18 protein-coding genes are annotated in these 18,136 nt (G+C 70.6%); 10 read left to right on the top strand and 8 right to left on the bottom strand.

Annotated features, from left to right (window positions below; genetic code table 11):
• Positions 1–40 precede the first annotated feature (40 nt).
• Positions 41–1,129: a redox-regulated ATPase YchF gene (gene ychF, locus ABZ848_RS37285; RefSeq protein ID WP_360839158.1), complete on the bottom strand. Its 1,089-nt coding sequence runs from the start codon at positions 1,127–1,129 to the stop codon at positions 41–43.
• A gap of 198 nt (positions 1,130–1,327) precedes the next feature.
• Between ychF and ABZ848_RS37280 the strand changes: the two genes are divergently transcribed.
• On the top strand, positions 1,328–1,852 hold the full coding sequence (locus tag ABZ848_RS37280) for a DUF6542 domain-containing protein (RefSeq protein ID WP_360839156.1): 525 nt from the start codon (positions 1,328–1,330) through the stop codon (positions 1,850–1,852).
• Between the two features lie 87 nt (positions 1,853–1,939).
• Here the strand turns inward: ABZ848_RS37280 and ppgK are convergent, their stop codons facing one another.
• Both ppgK and ABZ848_RS37270 read right to left on the bottom strand, forming a co-directional pair.
• The gene (ppgK, locus tag ABZ848_RS37275) at positions 1,940–2,686 is read right to left on the bottom strand and encodes a polyphosphate--glucose phosphotransferase (protein ID WP_360839154.1); all 747 of its coding nucleotides are present in this window, start codon (positions 2,684–2,686) and stop codon (positions 1,940–1,942) included.
• Positions 2,687–2,715: 29 nt separating this feature from the next.
• A complete protein-coding gene (locus ABZ848_RS37270; RefSeq protein WP_360839152.1) occupies positions 2,716–3,735 on the bottom strand; it encodes a 4-hydroxy-3-methylbut-2-enyl diphosphate reductase in 1,020 nt (339 codons plus the stop codon).
• Between the two features lie 106 nt (positions 3,736–3,841).
• Here ABZ848_RS37270 and ABZ848_RS37265 point away from each other — a divergent pair, with 106 nt between their 5' ends.
• The 4 genes from ABZ848_RS37265 (at position 3,842) to ABZ848_RS37250 (ending at position 7,541) form a co-directional block, all read left to right on the top strand.
• Entirely contained in the window at positions 3,842–5,197 is a 1,356-nt protein-coding gene (locus tag ABZ848_RS37265; protein WP_360839151.1) for an APC family permease, read from the top strand.
• A gap of 128 nt (positions 5,198–5,325) precedes the next feature.
• A complete protein-coding gene (gene xseA / locus ABZ848_RS37260; RefSeq protein WP_360839149.1) occupies positions 5,326–6,534 on the top strand; it encodes an exodeoxyribonuclease VII large subunit in 1,209 nt (402 codons plus the stop codon).
• Between the two features lie 9 nt (positions 6,535–6,543).
• The gene (locus tag ABZ848_RS37255) at positions 6,544–6,786 is read left to right on the top strand and encodes an exodeoxyribonuclease VII small subunit (protein ID WP_360839148.1); all 243 of its coding nucleotides are present in this window, start codon (positions 6,544–6,546) and stop codon (positions 6,784–6,786) included.
• A 164-nt stretch (positions 6,787–6,950) separates the two neighbouring features.
• Positions 6,951–7,541 (top strand): malonic semialdehyde reductase, encoded by a 591-nt coding sequence (locus ABZ848_RS37250; RefSeq protein WP_360839146.1) that lies wholly within the window; start codon positions 6,951–6,953, stop codon positions 7,539–7,541.
• Between the two features lie 82 nt (positions 7,542–7,623).
• On the opposite strand, the gene ABZ848_RS37245 is transcribed toward ABZ848_RS37250, so the two are convergent.
• Positions 7,624–8,145, bottom strand: coding sequence for a DUF4245 domain-containing protein (locus tag ABZ848_RS37245; protein WP_360839144.1), 522 nt, complete (start codon positions 8,143–8,145; stop codon positions 7,624–7,626).
• Positions 8,146–8,272: 127 nt separating this feature from the next.
• Here ABZ848_RS37245 and glpX point away from each other — a divergent pair, with 127 nt between their 5' ends.
• Positions 8,273–9,307, top strand: a complete 1,035-nt coding sequence (glpX, locus tag ABZ848_RS37240) for a class II fructose-bisphosphatase (RefSeq protein WP_360839142.1) — start codon at positions 8,273–8,275, stop codon at positions 9,305–9,307.
• Positions 9,308–9,386: 79 nt separating this feature from the next.
• On the opposite strand, the gene ABZ848_RS37235 is transcribed toward glpX, so the two are convergent.
• The gene (locus ABZ848_RS37235; RefSeq protein WP_360839140.1) at positions 9,387–9,761 is read right to left on the bottom strand and encodes a WhiB family transcriptional regulator; all 375 of its coding nucleotides are present in this window, start codon (positions 9,759–9,761) and stop codon (positions 9,387–9,389) included.
• Between the two features lie 106 nt (positions 9,762–9,867).
• On the bottom strand, positions 9,868–10,554 hold the full coding sequence (locus ABZ848_RS37230; RefSeq protein WP_360839138.1) for a DUF1707 domain-containing protein: 687 nt from the start codon (positions 10,552–10,554) through the stop codon (positions 9,868–9,870).
• A gap of 145 nt (positions 10,555–10,699) precedes the next feature.
• Between ABZ848_RS37230 and ABZ848_RS37225 the strand changes: the two genes are divergently transcribed.
• The gene (locus tag ABZ848_RS37225) at positions 10,700–12,367 is read left to right on the top strand and encodes a fumarate hydratase (RefSeq protein WP_360839137.1); all 1,668 of its coding nucleotides are present in this window, start codon (positions 10,700–10,702) and stop codon (positions 12,365–12,367) included.
• A 50-nt stretch (positions 12,368–12,417) separates the two neighbouring features.
• On the opposite strand, the gene ABZ848_RS37220 is transcribed toward ABZ848_RS37225, so the two are convergent.
• Complete coding sequence (locus tag ABZ848_RS37220) at positions 12,418–12,924, bottom strand: PASTA domain-containing protein (protein ID WP_360839136.1); 507 nt, start codon at positions 12,922–12,924, stop codon at positions 12,418–12,420.
• Complete coding sequence (locus ABZ848_RS37215) at positions 12,921–13,430, bottom strand: SigE family RNA polymerase sigma factor (RefSeq protein WP_360839135.1); 510 nt, start codon at positions 13,428–13,430, stop codon at positions 12,921–12,923. The genes ABZ848_RS37220 and ABZ848_RS37215 overlap by 4 nt, the downstream gene beginning before the upstream one ends.
• 137 nt (positions 13,431–13,567) lie before the next feature.
• Between ABZ848_RS37215 and ABZ848_RS37210 the strand changes: the two genes are divergently transcribed.
• From ABZ848_RS37210 to ABZ848_RS37200, 3 genes are all read left to right on the top strand, one after another.
• Positions 13,568–14,953: a class II fumarate hydratase gene (locus ABZ848_RS37210; protein ID WP_360839133.1), complete on the top strand. Its 1,386-nt coding sequence runs from the start codon at positions 13,568–13,570 to the stop codon at positions 14,951–14,953.
• A 72-nt stretch (positions 14,954–15,025) separates the two neighbouring features.
• Positions 15,026–15,721, top strand: coding sequence for a DUF402 domain-containing protein (locus tag ABZ848_RS37205; RefSeq protein ID WP_360839131.1), 696 nt, complete (start codon positions 15,026–15,028; stop codon positions 15,719–15,721).
• Between the two features lie 280 nt (positions 15,722–16,001).
• The gene (locus tag ABZ848_RS37200; RefSeq protein ID WP_360839129.1) at positions 16,002–18,122 is read left to right on the top strand and encodes a SpoIIE family protein phosphatase; all 2,121 of its coding nucleotides are present in this window, start codon (positions 16,002–16,004) and stop codon (positions 18,120–18,122) included.
• Positions 18,123–18,136: the final 14 nt, after the last annotated feature.

Raw genomic sequence — 18,136 nt, 5'->3', positions numbered from 1 at the left:
GGCCCAGACCCCTGTGGTGACTCAAGTCGAAGGTGACCCGCTACACGTTGAAGCGGAACTCCACCACATCCCCGTCCTGCATCACATACTCCTTGCCCTCCATCCGCGCCTTCCCCTTCGCGCGGGCCTCCGCCACCGAACCCGTCTCCACCAGGTCCTCGAAGGAGATGACCTCCGCCTTGATGAAGCCCTTCTGGAAGTCGGTGTGGATGACGCCGGCCGCCTCGGGGGCCGTGGCGCCCTTCTTGATGGTCCAGGCGCGGGATTCCTTGGGGCCGGCCGTGAGGTAGGTCTGCAGGCCGAGGGTGTTGAAGCCGACGCGGGCGAGGGTGGTGAGGCCCGGCTCCTCGGCTCCGACCGACTCCAGGAGCTCCATCGCGTCCTCCTCGTCCAGCTCGGCGAGGTCCGCCTCCAGCTTGGCGTTGAGGAAGATCGCCTCCGCGGGGGCGACCAGGGCGCGCTGCTCAGCCTTGAAGTCGTCGTCGACCAGCTCGTCCTCGTCGACGTTGAAGACGTACAGGAAGGGCTTCGTGGTCAGGAGGTGCAGGTCGTGCAGGAGCTCCTCGTTGCCGGAGCCCTGGACGATGCCCGCCGAGAAGAGGGTGTCGCCCTTCTCCAGGATCGCCTTCGCCGCCTCGACCGCCGCCACCTTGGGCGCCACGTCCTTCTTGATCCGCGACTCCTTCTGCAGGCGCGGCAGGACCTTCTCGATGGTCTGGAGGTCGGCGAGGATCAGCTCGGTGTTGATCGTCTCGATGTCGTCCTTCGGCGAGACCTTGCCGTCGACGTGCACGACGTTCTCGTCCTTGAAGGCGCGGATGACCTGGCAGATCGCGTCGGACTCACGGATGTTCGCGAGGAACTTGTTGCCCAGGCCCTCGCCCTCGGAGGCGCCCTTCACGATGCCCGCGATGTCGACGAAGTCGACGGTCGCCGGGAGGATGCGCTGCGAACCGAAGATTTCGGCCAGTTTCGTCAGGCGCGGGTCCGGGACGCCGACCACGCCCACGTTCGGCTCGATCGTGGCGAACGGGTAGTTGGCCGCGAGCACGTCGTTCTTGGTCAGGGCGTTGAACAGGGTCGACTTGCCGACATTCGGCAGACCGACGATTCCGATCGTGAGCGACACGTTGCGACTTCCCGTAGTGAGAGGGCCAGGGGGCCGGTGCCCGTACCGGGCGGGCCAGGGGGCCGGCGGGCCGACCGATCCCCCAGTTTACGGGCTGCCCGACCCCGCCCCGCCGGACCTCTCGAACGCATGGCCAAGGTCTGCCCTACGGCGTGTCTGAGGGGCGATTCGACACATAAACCGACCTAAGTTGGTCGGGTGGAGCAACACAGGACGCGACCCCCGCACAACGGAACGCGACGCGGCACCCCTCCCCTGCCCCCGCAGGCGGCCCGCCCCGCGGGGGTACGGCAGTCCGGTCCACCGCCGGCCGAGAGGGTACGGCGGCTGCCCAACCCCCGGCTGACCGGGCTGGGCGGCGGCCTGTTCTGCGGGGCCGCGATGTTCGTCCTCGGCGGCCTGGACGCACTGCTGTTCGGGGCCTCGCCGACGGTGTACGGCGTGCTGTTCCTGCCGGTGTGCGTGCTGACCGCGCTGTGGGTGCGCAAGGGCGACCTGGTGACCGCCCCCGTCGTCGTACCGATCGCCTTCGCGGTGGGCCTGCTCCCCGTGGCCGAGAGCGGCGGCGGTCTGGCGGGCCGCCTGATGGGCCTGGTGACGGCGCTGGCCACCCAGGCCGGCTGGCTCTACGGCGGCACACTCGTCGCGGGCGTGATCGTGAGCGTACGCAAGATCGCCCTGATGCGCCGCCAGGTCGCCCGGCGCCGACCGCCGAGGGCCTGACCCGCCCCGGGTGACCGGCCCCGGGTCACGAACAACCGCCGAGCAGGCCCGAGCGCGGCCCACCCCGCGCCGCGCCCTCGCCACGCTCTAGCCGTCCTTGGCCGCCCGCATCGCCGCGCCCACGATCCCCGCGTTGTTCTGCAGCTGCGCCGGGACGACCTCCGCCTGGATGCCCTCGATGAAGTGCAGGAACTTCTCGGACTTACGGCTGACACCGCCGCCGATGATGAACAGCTCCGGCGAGAACAGCATCTCCACATGGGCGAGGTACTTCGTGACGCGCCGGGCCCAGTGCTCCCAGGTCAGCTCGCCGTCGTCCTTGGCCTTGCTGGAGGCCCGCTTCTCCGCGTCATGCCCGCCCAGCTCCAGGTGGCCCAGCTCGGTGTTGGGCACGAGCTCGCCGTCGATGAAGACCGCGCTGCCGATGCCGGTGCCGAAGGTCAGCAGGATGACCGTGCCCATCCGGCCGCGGCCCGCGCCGAAGTTCATCTCGGCGACGCCCGCCGCGTCCGCGTCGTTGACCACCGTCGTCGCCAGCCCGCCGAGCCGCTCGGTGAACAACGCGCGCGCGTCCACGTCGACCCAGCTCTTGTCGACGTTGGCCGCCGTACGGATCGTGGAGCCGCCCGTGACCACGCCCGGGAAGGTGAGCCCGACCGGGCCCGTCCACCCGAAGTGCTCGACGACCTCTCTCACCCCGTCGGCCACGCCGTCGGGAGTCGCCGGGTGCGGGGTGAGCACCTTGAAGCGCTCCTCCGCGAGGTCACCCCTGTCGAGGTCGACAGGGGCGCCCTTGATCCCGGACCCACCGATGTCCACACCGAAGATCTGCATGGCCCTACGTTACGACGGACGACTGACAGTCACTCGGCCGAGGCGGCCGTGGAGCCGGTCCGCTCGGCGATCAGCGCCGCCGCCTCGTCGCGCAGATCCCGGCGCAGCTCCTTGGGCAGCGAGAAGGTGATGGACTCCTCGGCCGCCTTGACGATCTCCACGTCCTCGAAGCCGCGCGCCGACAGCCACTCCAGGACCTGCTCGACCAGGATCTCCGGCACGGAGGCGCCCGAGGTGACGCCGACCGTGCTCACGCCCTCCAGCCAGGCCTCGTCGATCTCGTCGGCGAAGTCCACCAGGTAGGCCTCGCGGGAGCCGGCCAGCTTGGCGACCTCGACCAGCCGCTTGGAGTTGGAGGAGTTGCGCGAGCCGACGACGATCACCAGCTCGGCCTCGGCGCCCATCTGCTTCACCGCGAGCTGACGGTTCTGCGTGGCGTAGCAGATGTCGTCGCTGGGCGGGGAGATCAGCTGCGGGAACTTCTCCTTCAGGGCGTCGACGGTCTCCATCGTCTCGTCCACGCTCAACGTGGTCTGGGAGAGCCACACGACCTTGGAGGGGTCGCGGACCTCGACCTTGGCGACGTCGGACGGGCCGTCGACGAGCGTGATGTGGTCGGGAGCCTCGCCGGAGGTGCCGATGACCTCCTCGTGGCCCTCGTGCCCGATCAGGAGGATGTCGTAGTCCTCCTTGGCGAAGCGGACGGCTTCCTTGTGGACCTTGGTGACCAGCGGGCAGGTGGCGTCGATGGTGGCGAGCCTGCCGCGCTCGGCCTCCTCGTGCACGACCGGGGCCACGCCATGGGCGGAGAACATCACGATGTTCCCCTCGGGGACCTCCTCCGTCCGCTCGACGAAGATGGCGCCCTTCTTCTCCAGGGTCTGCACCACGTACTTGTTGTGCACGATCTCGTGCCGGACATAGATCGGAGCCCCGTACTGCTCCAGGGCTTTCTCGACGGCGATCACGGCGCGGTCCACACCCGCGCAGTAACCACGGGGAGCGGCGAGGAGGACACGTCGGCCAGGCGAAGCAGTCATGGGATCCATCGTAGGGCCACGTTCGGCGGGTCAAAGATCGCGTCCTCGGGGATACATGCCCTGGAGTGGGAGAGGTGGGGAAGGACACGACGGGCGAGGCACTGGCGGAGGCACCATGTCCGACACCGGAACGGCGACGCGGAGCACCGAGGAGGGCCGTGACCTGCGACGCAGCCTCGGCTTCCGGGATCTGGTGGTCTACGGGCTGCTTTTCATCGCCCCCATGGCGCCCGTCGGCGTGTTCGGCACGCTCGACGCCAAGTCGCACGGGGCGGTGGCCCTGGTCTATGTCGTCGCGACGGTCGCGATGGCGTTCACCGCGTTCAGTTACGCGCAGATGGTGCGGGTGGTGCCCCAGGCGGGCTCGGTCTTCGCGTACGCGCGCGTGGCGCTCGGGAAGGAGGCGGGGTTCGTCGCCGGCTGGATGGCGATGCTGGACTACCTCCTCATCCCCGCGGTCGCGTACCTCTTCTCCGGTATCGCGATGAACGCCCTCGTCCCCGAGGTCTCGCGCTGGGTGTGGACGGCGCTGGCGGTGGTCGTCACGACGCTCCTGAACCTCTGGGGCGTACGGGCCGCGGCCCGGGTCGGCTTCCTGGTCCTCGCGCTGGAGATCGTGGTGCTGCTGGTCTTCCTGGTGTCTGCGGTGGTGGTGCTGGCCCGGGACGGCGCCGAGCGGGGCTGGCTGTCGCCGCTGTCGGGGGACGGCACGCAGGGCGCGTTCGCGTTGTCGGCCGTGATCGGCGCGGTGTCGGTGGCCGTCCTCTCGTACCTGGGCTTCGACGCGATCGCCACCTTCGCGGAGGAGGTCACCGGCGGGTCGGAGAAGGTCGCCCGGGCGGTGCTGTTCTGCCTCGCGCTGGCGGGTGTGCTGTTCGTGGCGCAGTCGTATCTGGTGGCGCTGCTGGAGCCGACGACGTCGGCGCAGCTGGCCGCGGATCCGGGGAAGCAGGGGTCGGCGTTCTACGACGCCGTCGACACGTCCGTCGGGGGCTGGCTGCACGATCTGGTGGCCGTCAGCAAGGCGATCGGGGCGGCGTTCGCGGCGCTTGCCGGGCAGGCGGCGGCGGGGCGGCTGCTGTTCGCCATGGGGCGGGAGCGGCGGCTGCCGCGGGCGCTGTCGAAGACGGATTCCGGGGTGCCGCGGGTGGCGCTGCTGTGCGCGGCCGTCATCACGCTGGTGGCGGCGGTGTGGGCGGCGCGACGGGACGACGGGATGGACCACCTGGTGTCGGTGGTCGACATCGGCGCCCTGACGGCGTTCACGCTGCTGCACGCGAGCGTGGTGGGCTGGTTCGCGGTGCGGCGGGCCGGGGGGCCGGTGGTGTGGTGGCGGCATGTGCTGGTGCCGGTGGTCGGGGCGGCGATCACCATTGCCGTGATCGTGGAGGCGTCGGGGGCGGCGCAGGTGGTGGGGGCGGTGTGGTTCGTCGTCGGGCTCGCGGTGTTGGTGGGGCAGCGCAGGCGTTGATCGCCCCCGCCGCCCTTACCCGTCCCATCACTGGGGGCTGCGCCCCCAGACCCCCCTTCGGCCTGAACGGCCTCGTCCTCAAACGCCGGACGGGCTGAAGTGTCGGTGTCGGCCTATACCCTCGCGGCATGGCTCTCAACACCAGTGCCGAAACCGCCATCCCCGTCGGTGAGGTCTCGCGGCTCATCGGGGGGTGGATCGACCGGCTCGGGGCCGTGTGGGTCGAGGGGCAGATCACTCAGCTGTCGCGGCGGCCCGGGGCCGGGGTCGTGTTCCTGACCCTGCGGGATCCGTCGTACGACATCTCGGTCAGCGTCACCTGCTACCGCCAGGTGTTCGACGCCGTCGCCGACGTCGTCAGCGAGGGCGCCCGGGTCGTCGTACACGCGAAGCCTGAGTGGTACGCGCCCCGGGGGCAGCTGTCGCTGCGGGCCGCCGAGATAAGGCCCGTGGGGGTCGGGGAACTGCTCGCCCGGCTGGAGCAGTTGAAGAAGTCGCTCGCCGCCGAGGGGCTGTTCGCGGCCGAGCGGAAGAAGCCGCTGCCGTTCCTGCCGCAGCTCATCGGGCTGGTGTGCGGCCGGGCCTCCGCCGCCGAGCGGGACGTCCTGGAGAACGCCCGGCACCGCTGGCCCGCCGTCCGCTTCGAGGTGCGCAACGTCGCCGTGCAGGGCGTGCACGCCGTCCCGCAGGTCGTGCAGGCCGTGAAGGAGCTCGACGAGCTCGGCGACGTGGACGTGATCATCGTCGCGCGCGGCGGCGGCAGCGTGGAGGACCTGCTGCCCTTCTCCGACGAGCAGTTGGTGCGCGCCGTCGCCGAGTGCCGTACGCCCGTCGTCTCCGCCATCGGGCACGAGCCCGACACCCCGCTGCTCGACTACGTCGCCGACCTGCGGGCCTCCACCCCGACCGACGCCGCCAAGAAGGTCGTACCGGACGTCGGCGAGGAGTACGAGCGCGTACGGCTGCTGCGGGACCGCGCGCGGCGGTGTGTGGAGGCGTTCATAGAGCGGGAGGAGCGGGGGCTTGCGCATGCCCTCGCGCGGCCGTCGATAGAGGATCCGCACCGGATGATCGACGAGCGGGCCGACCATGTCGCCTCGCTGGTCGACCGTTCGCGGCGCACCCTCGGCCATCTCCTCGACCGCGCCGACTCGGAGCTGACGCACACGCACGCGCGCGTGGTGGCCCTCTCCCCCGCCGCCACGCTCAAGCGCGGGTACGCCGTGCTGCAGAAGGCGGACGGGCATGTGGTGCGGGATCCCGGCGAGGTGAGCGCCGAGGAGACGCTGCGGGCGCGGGTCTCCGAGGGCGAGTTCTCCGTACGAGTCGACGCATAGGGTGGGCGGATGACCAGCAAGGTGGCCGAAGAAGCGCTCGGGTACGAGCAGGCTCGGGACGAGTTGATCGAGGTCGTACGACGCCTGGAGGCGGGCGGTACGACGCTGGAGGAGTCCCTCGCGCTCTGGGAGCGCGGCGAGGAGCTGGCCAAGGTGTGCCGGCGTTGGCTGGACGGGGCGCGGGCGCGGCTGGACGCGGCGCTGGCGGAGGAGGAAGAGGAAGGGGCCGGGGGCCAGGAGGGCGACGAGTAGTCCTCGTACTCCGTCCTTGTGACGCGGGTCCTTGTGAAGCGGACCACTACGCCCCGCTTTTTGTTGAACCTTGAACTTCCACGGCGTACCGTCATGCCTTGTCGGCCGAAACGGACCGCGGTCCGGAAATCCGGATCAAGGCTATACCCGAGGAAGTCCCCCGCATGTCTCTCGTTCTTGACCCCGCCGCCCAGGACCTGCTGTTCCGTGAGGCCCGCACCGCGAACACCTTCACCGACGAGCCGGTGACCGACGAGCAGGTGCAGGCGATCTACGACCTGGTCAAGTACGGCCCGACCTCCATGAACCAGTCGCCGCTGCGCATCACCCTGGTCCGCTCCGCGGAGGCCCGCGAGCGCCTGGTCGGCCTGATGGCCGAGGGCAACCAGAAGAAGACCGCCACCGCCCCGCTGGTCGCGATCCTCTCCGCGGACAACGAGTTCCACGAGGAGCTGCCCGCGCTCTTCCCGCACTTCCCGCAGGCGAAGGACGCCGTCTTCGGCGCCCGTGAGGTCCGCGAGGGCAGCGCCGCCCTGAACGCCTCCCTGCAGGCCGCGTACTTCATCATCGGCGTCCGCGCCGCGGGGCTCGCCGCCGGCCCGATGACCGGTGTCGACTTCGCGGGCATCCAGAAGGAGTTCCTGGACGACGACCACACCCCGCTGATGGTGATCAACATCGGCAAGCCGGGCGAGGACGCCTGGTTCCCGCGCTCCCCGCGCCTGGAGTACGACCAGGTCGTCACCACGGTCTGAGCGAACCCACGGCTTGATCGGACCCCATGCGCGAGAGGCCCCCGGCAGCGACGCCGGGGGCCTCTCGCGTGCGCGGACGCGGTCACGACGTCTTCAGCGCCTGCGCCATCTCCGTCAGCTGCTTGAACGAGCCCGTGCCCGCGACCACCGTCGTCGAGCTCTTCCCGGGGAGCACGAGGGCGTCGTAACGGCCGCCGGTGTAGTGCGTCCAGGTCCGGCCGTTGATCTCCTGGGTGGTCTTCGTGGCCGAGGCGCCCTGGCTGGCGTCGTCGATGAACTCCGACGCCTTCTGAGTCGACTGCTCGATCTGCACGTACTGACCGTCGGGGGCGTGGAAGCCCAGGTGCCAGGCGTCGAAGTTCGCGCCGTCGAAGCGGACCGAGGTCGCCTTCCAGGACTTGGACAGGCCCTCGGGGGCGGCCACCGGGTAGGCCGCGGCGCGGCGCGCCGTGAGCAGCTCGACCCGGTAGTCGACCCGCTTGATGTCCGGAGCGGAGTCGTCGTGCGGGATGAACACGTAGATGAGCGCCGCCGCGATCCCGATGATGCCCAGGGAGAGGATCATGTCCCGGGCCGTCTTCTGCCTGCCGTTCGAACCTGCCACGCCCTCTATCGTCGCAGGTGCCCGGTCCGCTCATCCGTGGGGTCCCCTGCTCATTTTGTCGGACTGACGATAGAGTCGAGGGTCGAACCCTCATCCGGCCGTCGTCGTATCAGAAAGGTGCGCCTCGATGACCGAGCATCATCACTTGCCGTCCGAACTCGAAGTCCCCAGCGAAGCCCCCGACCGCAACCTCGCCCTGGAGCTCGTCCGGGTGACCGAAGCCGCCGCGATGGCCGCGGGCCGCTGGGTCGGGCGGGGCGACAAGAACGGCGCCGACGGTGCCGCGGTGCGCGCCATGCGGACCCTCGTGTCCACCGTGTCGATGAACGGCGTGGTCGTCATCGGCGAGGGCGAGAAGGACGAGGCCCCGATGCTCTTCAACGGGGAGCAGGTCGGTGACGGGACCGGGGCCGAGTGCGACATCGCCGTCGACCCGATCGACGGGACCACGCTGACGGCCAAGGGCATGCCGAACGCGATCTCCGTGCTGGCGGCGGCGGACCGCGGGTCGATGTTCGACCCGTCCGCGGTCTTCTACATGGACAAGCTGGTCACCGGGCCGGAGGCCGCGGACTTCGTCGACATCAACGCGCCCGTCTCGGTGAACATCCGACGGGTCGCGAAGGCGAAGCGGTCCACGCCGGAGGACGTGACCGTGGTGATCCTGGACCGGCCGCGGCACGAGGGGATCATCAAGGAGATCCGGGAGGCCGGGGCGCGGATCAAGCTGATCTCCGACGGTGACGTGGCGGGGTCGATCTACGCGCTGCGCGAGGGCACCGGCGTCGACATGCTGCTGGGCATCGGCGGCACGCCGGAGGGGATCATCTCGGCCTGTGCGGTGAAGTGCCTCGGCGGCACGATCCAGGGCAAGCTGTGGCCGAAGGACGACGAGGAGCGGGCGCGGGCGATCGACGCCGGGCACGATCTCGACCGGGTGCTGATGACCGACGACCTGGTCTCCGGGGAGAACGTGTTCTTCGTCGCGACCGGGATCACCGACGGTGAGCTGCTGCGGGGTGTGCGGTACCGCTCGGAGACGGCGACGACCGACTCGATCGTGATGCGCTCGAAGTCGGGGACGGTACGGCGGATCGACTCGGAGCACCGCCTGAGCAAGCTGCGGGCCTACAGCGCGATCGACTTCGACCGGGCCAAGTAGGTCCCGAGCAGGACCGTAGGGAAGGCAAGGGCGCCCCCGGTGCGGAGGGGGCGCCCTTCTGCCGTCCCAAAGGGTCTGTTCAGCCGGCCTGCGCTATACGGCTCGCGCGGGCCGCCTTCTTCAGTTCCATGTCGCGGCGGCGCCTGCGGGCCAGGACAACTCGGCGTTCCGCTGCCGTCAGGCCGCCCCAGACGCCGTACGGCTCGGGTTGCAGGAGGGCGTGCTCGCGGCACTCGACCATGACCGGGCAGCGCGCGCAGACGCGCTTGGCCGCCTCTTCCCTGGAGAGGCGCGCGGCGGTGGGTTCCTTGGACGGTGCGAAGAACAGGCCTGCCTCGTCGCGCCGACACACCGCCTCGGTGTGCCAGGGTGCGTCTTGGTCCCTGTCCCGCACTGGCACCCGCTGGGCCGGAACGGCAGCTACCTGCAGGGACGAATGCGGCGGTTGCAGCACGGTCTACTCCTGACGACGGCTTCGCGAGCGAGCGACGATGCAGCAAGCCCTACCCGCTGTGCGCGCGCCTATGCACTGAGTGCAGGACCGGTCGGATTCACAACCGTCAACGATCCAGATGCTTGCGCAAACTCTTGTCGACCTTGCGCTGAACCCGATCGAGAATGTCCGCGACGAGCTTGCCCCGCTTCGGCTTCGCTTCGACATTGCCCAGTACGGCCCAGCCGTCGATGTAGACGACCGGCGCGTCCGGATCCGTCGAGTCGAGCGGCGCCACCTCGAAGTTGCCCAGCACGCCGCCGCCGGTGCCGCGCAGCGACACGTTCTCCGGGACGCGGATCTCGACGTTGCCGAAGACCGAGATCGTCTTGATCACGACCTGCTGGTACTCGAAGAGCGCCTCGCTGAGGTCTATCTCGACGGAGCCGAAGATCGCGTACGCGTGGATACGGCGGCCCGCGCGCCAGCGGCCCTTGCGGACTGCGGTGCTGAAGACCGCCACCACGTTGTCGTCCGGGTCGGCCGGGATCGCGCCCATGGTGGGGCGGTTCGGGGCCGCGGCGAAGGAGGGGGCCGCGCGGTGGCGGTGGGCGGCGGGCAGGTCCCGTATGAAGACCTCCAGCTCACCGACGGTCTTCGCGGCGAGCACGCCCTCCACCCGCTCCGCGTGCTCGTCGGCGGTCAGCCGGCCCTCGGCCAGGGCCTCGCGCAGGATGTCGGCGATACGGTCCCGGTCGGCGTCGGAGGCGCGGAGTTCCGACTGCTTCTGAAGGTCCTGCTTCTGAAGGTCCACGGCAGCAGCGTACCGAAACGCGATAGATCGCGACTACCCCAACTGAGGACAACCTCACAAGCCCGCTGTCGGACGCAGGTTCTACGCTGGTGAGCGCCCGCCAGTGTCGGCGGGCGGCCGTCTGTCGAGTGAGGAATGGGCTGCGATGCCTGAGTTCGCGTACACCGATCTGCTCCCCATGGGAGAGGACACCACCCCGTACCGGCTGGTGACCTCCGAGGGTGTCTCCACCTTCGAGGCCGACGGGCGGACGTTCCTCAAGGTGGAGCCGGAGGCGCTGCGCAAGCTGGCGGCCGAGGCCATCCATGACATCCAGCACTACCTGCGCCCGGCCCACCTCGCCCAGCTGCGCCGCATCATCGACGACCCCGAGGCCTCCAGCAACGACAAGTTCGTCGCCCTCGACCTGCTGAAGAACGCGAACATCGCGGCGGCGGGCGTGCTCCCCATGTGCCAGGACACCGGCACGGCGATCGTGATGGGCAAGCGCGGACAGAACGTGCTGACCGAGGGCGGCGACGAGGCGGCCCTCAGCAAGGGCATCTACGACGCGTACCTGAACCTCAACCTGCGCTACTCGCAGATGGCTCCGCTCACCATGTGGGAGGAGAAGAACACCGGCTCCAACCTCCCGGCCCAGATCGAGCTGTACGCCACCGACGGCGGCGCCTACAAGTTCCTGTTCATGGCGAAGGGCGGCGGCTCCGCCAACAAGTCCTTCCTGTACCAGGAGACCAAGGCGGTCCTGAACGAGTCCTCCATGATGAAGTTCCTGGAGGAGAAGATCCGTTCGCTGGGTACGGCCGCCTGCCCGCCGTACCACCTGGCGATCGTCGTCGGCGGTACGAGCGCCGAGTACGCCCTGAAGACCGCCAAGTACGCCTCCGCGCACTACCTGGACGAGATCCCGGCCGAGGGCTCGGAGCTCGGGCACGGCTTCCGGGACAAGGACCTGGAGCAGAAGGTCTTCGAGCTGACGCAGAAGATCGGGATCGGCGCGCAGTTCGGCGGCAAGTACTTCTGCCACGACGTGCGCGTGGTGCGGCTGCCCCGGCACGGCGCGTCCTGCCCGGTCGCCATCGCCGTGTCCTGCTCGGCCGACCGCCAGGCCCTCGCGAAGATCACGCCGGAGGGTGTCTTCCTGGAGCAGCTGGAGACGGACCCGGCGCGCTTCCTGCCGGAGACGACGGACGAGCACCTGGACGAGTCGGGTGACGTCGTGCGCATCGACCTGAACCAGCCGATGGACGCCATCCTCGCCGAGCTCACCAAGTACCCGGTCAAGACCCGGCTCTCCCTCACCGGCCCGCTCGTCGTCGCCCGTGACATCGCGCACGCCAAGATCAAGGAGCGGCTGGACGCGGGCGAGGAGATGCCGCAGTACCTGAAGGACCACCCGGTGTACTACGCGGGCCCCGCGAAGACGCCCGAGGGCTACGCGTCCGGCTCCTTCGGGCCGACCACGGCCGGGCGCATGGACTCCTACGTCGAGCAGTTCCAGGCGGCCGGCGGCTCCAAGGTGATGCTCGCCAAGGGCAACCGGAGCAAGCAGGTCACCGACGCGTGCGACGCGCACGGCGGCTTCTACCTCGGCTCCATCGGCGGCCCGGCCGCGCGTCTCGCCCAGGACTGCATCAAGAAGGTCGAGGTCGTCGAGTACGAGGAGCTCGGCATGGAGGCGGTCTGGAAGATCGAGGTCGAGGACTTCCCGGCGTTCATCGTGGTCGACGACAAGGGCAACGACTTCTTCCAGGACCCGGCGCCCGCACCGACGTTCACGACGATTCCGGTGCGGGGGCCGGGGCTGGCCTGACCCTGTGACGGACGCCCGCCCCTGATTGCAGCAGGGGCGGGCGTCTCAGGTCAGCCGGAGCACAGGACCAGGTTGACCGTGCCGCCCACCGGGACCGTCTTCGGGCTGTGCGGGTCGGCGATGAACACCGTGCCCGGCTTGCAGCCCGTGACCGGCCGCTTGGAGACCGCGCCGAGCTGGAGCTGGGCCTTCGCCAGCAACTGCTTGGCGTACGCCAGGTCCAGGCCCGCGAAGTCGATGGTGAACGAGTCCCCGGGCTTGCCGACCAGCACGGTGGTGAGCTTGCTCCCGTGCTGGGTGGGGCCGCTCGATGCGACGGCGCTGTGCGCTTCCGTACCACCGCTCATCGAGGCCAGGGCCGTGCCCCCGCCGCCCAGGATGAGGGCGGCGGCGACGGCGGCGATGCCCACCGTCCGCCGGCGGCGGGTGCGCCGCACGATGCCCGGCGCGTCGAAGTCGGGGGCGTCGGCCGAGTCTGCGTAGTCGTTCATGGCGTTCACCAGTTGCTCCTCGAAGGGTGTGCAGCCGGAGGGCCGTGCGTCGCCGTACGAAGTCATCGGGGTCCTCCCTGGGGCTGCCGTGGTGAAGGGCCGGAGAGTGCGGGGAACTGGCTCCTGAGCTTCTCGATCCCCCGGGCCAGCTGGGAGCGCACCGTGCTCGGCGAGATGTCGAGGTCGGCGGCGATCTCGGCGTCGGAGAGGTCGTGGAAGTACCGCAGCACCACGACCGTCCGCATCCGCATGGGCAGTTGCTGCAGCGCGCGCACCAACTGGTCCCTGCTGTCGACCTGTCCGTACTCGTCGCCGGGCGCGATCCGCTCGCCGCTGTCGGGGACGGTCCTGCGGAACCTGCGCCAGCGGTCGTTGGCGAGGTTCACCATGATCCGCCGGACATAGGCGTCCGGGGCGTCCGCGGCGGCGATCGTGCGCCACTTGCGGCAGGCCCGCTCCAGGGTCTCCTGGACCAGGTCCTCGGCCGCGTCGCGGTTACCGGTCAGCACCAGGGCGCCCCGGAACAGCGCGGCCGACCGGGCGGTCACGAAACCGTGGAAGTCGCTCTCCACACGCTCCTCCCTTCCTGTCACCCGTCCTCGACGTGGACACGCCCGCGTCTGCTGCACGGCGGCGGTGAGACCTGGGTCACAGCCCCCGGGTGGCTCAAGGTCCGGAACATCTCCACCGTCCCGATCGCTATACGGACATGAGCGAATACCGCATCGAGCACGACTCCATGGGCGAGGTCCGCGTTCCCGTCGACGCCAAGTGGCGGGCCCAGACGCAGCGGGCCGTGGAGAACTTCCCGGTCTCCGGGCAGCGGATCGAGCGCGCGCACATCGAGGCGCTCGCGCGGATCAAGGGGGCCGCCGCGAAGGTGAACGCGCGGCTGGGGGTGCTCGACAAGGACGTCGCCGAGGCCATCCAGGAGGCGGCCGCGGAGGTCGCCCGCGGGGACTGGGACGCGCACTTCCCGGTCGACGTGTTCCAGACGGGGTCCGGTACCTCGTCCAACATGAACACCAACGAGGTCCTCGCCACGCTGGCGAGCGAGCGGCTCGGCAGGGACGTACACCCGAACGATCATGTCAATGCCTCGCAGTCGTCGAACGACGTCTTCCCGTCGTCCATCCATGTCGCCGCCACCGCCGCCGTCACCCGGGACCTGATCCCCGCCCTGGAGCACCTCGCCGCCTCCCTGGAGCGCAAGGCGGAGGAGTTCGGGGACGTGGTGAAGTCCGGGCGGACGCATCTGATGGACGCCACCCCGGTGACCCTCGGGCAGGAGTTCGGGGGGTACGCGGCCCAGGTGCGGTACGGCGTGGAGCGGCTGTACGCCTCGCTCCCCCGGCTCGCCGAGCTGCCGCTGGGCGGGACGGCGGTGGGCACCGGCATCAACACCCCGGCCGGGTTCTCCGCGGCCGTGATCGAGGAGGTCGCCCGCGTCACGGGGCTGCCGCTCACCGAGGCCCGCGACCACTTCGAGGCGCAGGGCGCGCGGGACGGGATCGTCGAGACCAGCGGGCAGTTGAGGACCATCGCGGTCGGGCTCACGAAGATCGCCAACGACCTGCGGTGGATGGCCTCGGGGCCGCGGACCGGGCTCGCCGAGATCAACCTGCCGGATCTGCAGCCCGGTTCGTCGATCATGCCGGGCAAGGTCAACCCGGTGATCCCGGAGGCGGTGCTCATGGTCGCCGCGCAGGTCACCGGCAATGACGCGACCGTCGCCACCGCGGGCGCCGCCGGCAACTTCGAGCTGAACGTGATGCTTCCGGTCATCGCGAAGAACGTCCTGGAGTCGATCCGGCTGCTCGCCAACGTCTCCCGGCTGCTCGCCGACCGGACCGTGGACGGCATCACCGCCAACAGGGAGCGGGCCCGCGAGTACGCCGAGTCCTCGCCGTCGGTGGTCACCCCGCTCAACAAGTACATCGGGTACGAGGAGGCCGCCAAGGTCGCCAAGAAGGCGCTCGCGGAGCGGAGGACGATCCGCGAGGTCGTCCTGGAGAACGGTTACGTGGAGCGCGGCGACCTCACCGAGGAGCAGCTCGACCAGGCGCTGGATGTCCTGCGTATGACGCGCCCGTAACCAATCATGGCCGGTGGGAGAACCGTGACGCTCACCGCAGCGTCGTATGCCCATGGCACCTAATATCTGTGCATGGCAGAGGGCGGAGCGGTGAGAGCGGACGAGGTGGCGGGTTCGGCGACGGGCTTCTGGGCCCCCGGGACACAGGTCCTGTGGCGGTACCGGGAGAACGCCGGCGAGCACTTCCACATCGTGCGCCCGGTCACGGTCGTCCGCGACGACTCCGAGCTGCTCGCGGTGTGGCTCGCGCCGGGCACCGAGTGCGTGAAGCCGGTGCTCGCCGACGGCACGCCCGTGCACCAGGAGCCGCTCGACTCGCGCTACACCAAGCCGCGGACCGTCCAGCGCGACCGCTGGTTCGGCACGGGTGTGCTGAAGCTGGCCCGGCCCGGCGATCCCTGGTCCGTGTGGCTGTTCTGGGAACCGGGCTGGAAGTTCAAGAACTGGTACGTGAATCTTGAGGCGCCGCTTGCCCGTTGGGCCGGCGGGGTCGACTCGCAGGACCACTTCCTCGACATCTCCGTGCACCCGGACCGCAGTTGGCGCCTGCTCGACGAGGACGAGTTCACGCAGGCCCAGCGGGACGGTCTGATGGACGCGTCGGCCGCCGAGCGGGTGCGGGAGGCGGGGCGCAGCGCGCTGGAGGTGATCCGCGCCTGGGGCAAGCCGTTCGACGACGGCTGGCAGCACTGGCGCCCGGATCCGTCCTGGGCTGTACCTTCGTTGCCGGAGGACTGGGACCGTACGCCCGCGCACGTGTCCACATGAGACCCTTGATGCGCCCCCGGTCCACAACCGTAGGATCGTCCTCCGCAAGGGCACAGGGCGGCAACTCCCGGAACATGCGCTGGGCTTGACCGAACGTCACCGAGGGGCGGCAGGACGTGAGCGAGTGGTACGAGGGCAACACCCAAGCGAGCCGCAGACGGTTCGCCGGTGGCACAGGAATCGCCTCTGACCACGCGGGAATTCCGTTCCGGGTGCACGCATTCCGGGTATCGGAGTTTCGGCGGGACGAACCGCGCGCCTGGCGCGCAGCCCCGGACGGATGGATTCGACACGCGTGACGGAGCACCCGACCTCCTTCGAGCGCCGACAGCCGGGCGCCGACCCCGCGGACCCCCGCGGGGCGCTCCTGCACACCCCGACGCCGGTCCCCCACTCCCCCGCGGCCGCCTTACCCGCACAGGCGCGCACCGGAGAGACACCGTCGACGCCGGGTACGGCCCCGCCGTGCGCCAAAGGAAAGGATCCGGCCTCGCCCCCCGACACCACCGGCCCCGAGCACTCCCAGCCGGCCGCCGTAGAACCAGACACGCATCGCCCGCGGCCCGTGCCCGAGGCGATCGCCGCCCAGCCCGGCACCGAGCCCGAGAAGGCGGCCACGGCGGGCCAGGAGCGCCGCAAGGGGCAGGGGGTGGCGCCCGGGCAGCCCACGCCCATGCGCCGGGACGGAGACCGGCTGCGCTTCGTGGGCGCGGCCACCCGCCGGATCGCCCGCGGCATCGACCTGGACGAGATCGTGATGGGGCTGTGCCGGGCGACCGTGCCGACCTTCTCCGACGCGATCCTCGTCTATCTGCGCGACCCGCTGCCGGTCGGCGACGAGCGGCCCATGGGCCCGCTGCTGCTGCGCCTGCGCCGCACCGACCGCATCCCGGCCGAGCGGGACACCGAGGGCGGCTTCTCGCCCGCGCTCCAGCCCGAGCCGGCCGAGCTGTCGCAGTTGGACACGCTCGGCGCCGAGCTGTGCGAGGTGCGGCCGGGCAGCGCGCTCGCGGAGGTGCTGCGCGGGGTGCGCCCGGTCTTCACGGACGCGCCCGCGGCCCACGCGGCCCTGCCGGAACTGCTCGGCGAGGGCGGCGAGTTGGCCGTACCCGGCGGTCAGCGCTCGATCCTGGCCCCGCTGCGGGGCCGCCGCCGCGTGATCGGCGCCGCGCTCTTCCTGCGCCGGCCCGAGCGGATCCCGTTCGAGCCGGACGACCTCCTCGTCGCCGCCCAGCTGGCCACGCACAGCGCCCTGGGCATCGACAAGGCGGTGCTGTACGGCCGCGAGGCCTACATCGCCGACGAACTGCAGCGCACCATGCTCCCGGAGACCCTCCCGCGCCCCACGGGCGTACGGCTGGCCTCCCGCTACCTCCCGGCCGCCGAGACCGCGCGCGTCGGCGGCGACTGGTACGACGCGATCCCGCTGCCCGGCAGCCGGGTCGCGCTGGTCGTGGGTGACGTCATGGGCCACTCCATGACCTCGGCGGCGATCATGGGCCAGCTGCGGACGACGGCCCAGACGCTGGCCGGTCTGGATCTGCCCCCGCAGGAGGTCCTGCACCACCTCGACGAGCAGGCCCAGCGCCTCGGCACCGACCGCATGGCGACCTGCCTGTACGCCGTCTACGACCCGGTCTCCCACCGCATCACCATCGCCAACGCGGGCCACCCGCCGCCGGTGCTGCTGCATCTGGGCGGGCGCGCCGAGGTGCTGCGCGTGCCGCCGGGCGCGCCGATCGGCGTCGGCGGGGTCGACTTCGAGGCGGTGGAGCTGGACGCGCCGGCCGGCGCGACACTGCTCCTCTACACCGACGGGCTGGTCGAGTCGCGGCTGCGGGACGTGTGGACCGGGATAGAGCAGCTGCGGGAGAAGCTCGCCGCGACCGCCCAGCTGACCGGGCCGGATCATCCGCCGCCGCTGGAGGCCCTGTGCGACGAGGTCCTCGACATGCTCGGGCCGGGCGACCGGGACGACGACATCGCGCTGCTCGCCGCGCGCTTCGACGGGATCGCGCCGAGTGACGTCGCGTACTGGTTCCTGGAACCGGAGGACGCGGCGCCCGGGCGTGCGCGGCGGCTGGCCCGGCGGGCGCTGTCCCGCTGGGGTCTTGAGGAGCTCAGCGACTCGGTCGAGCTGCTGGTGAGCGAGGTCGTCACGAACGCGGTGCGGTACGCCACTCGGCCGGTGACCCTGCGACTGCTGCGGACCGATGTGCTGCGCTGCGAGGTCGGCGACGACGTACCCCAGTTGCCGCGGCTGCGGCAGGCGCGGGCGACCGATGAGGGCGGGCGGGGGTTGTACCTCGTCAACCGGCTGGCCCGGCGGTGGGGGGCAACTCGGCTGAGCACCGGGAAGGTTGTCTGGTTCGAGTTGAGCAAGTCGTCTGTTCAGGGGTGAATCGGTTGTGGGGC

It is taken from the genome of Streptomyces sp. NPDC047081 (genome assembly GCF_040643775.1).
In the GTDB taxonomy this organism is placed as follows: Bacteria; Actinomycetota; Actinomycetes; order Streptomycetales; family Streptomycetaceae; genus Streptomyces.
Note: the sequence above shows the minus strand (reverse complement) of the source record. Positions and strands in the feature narration are given on the sequence as shown.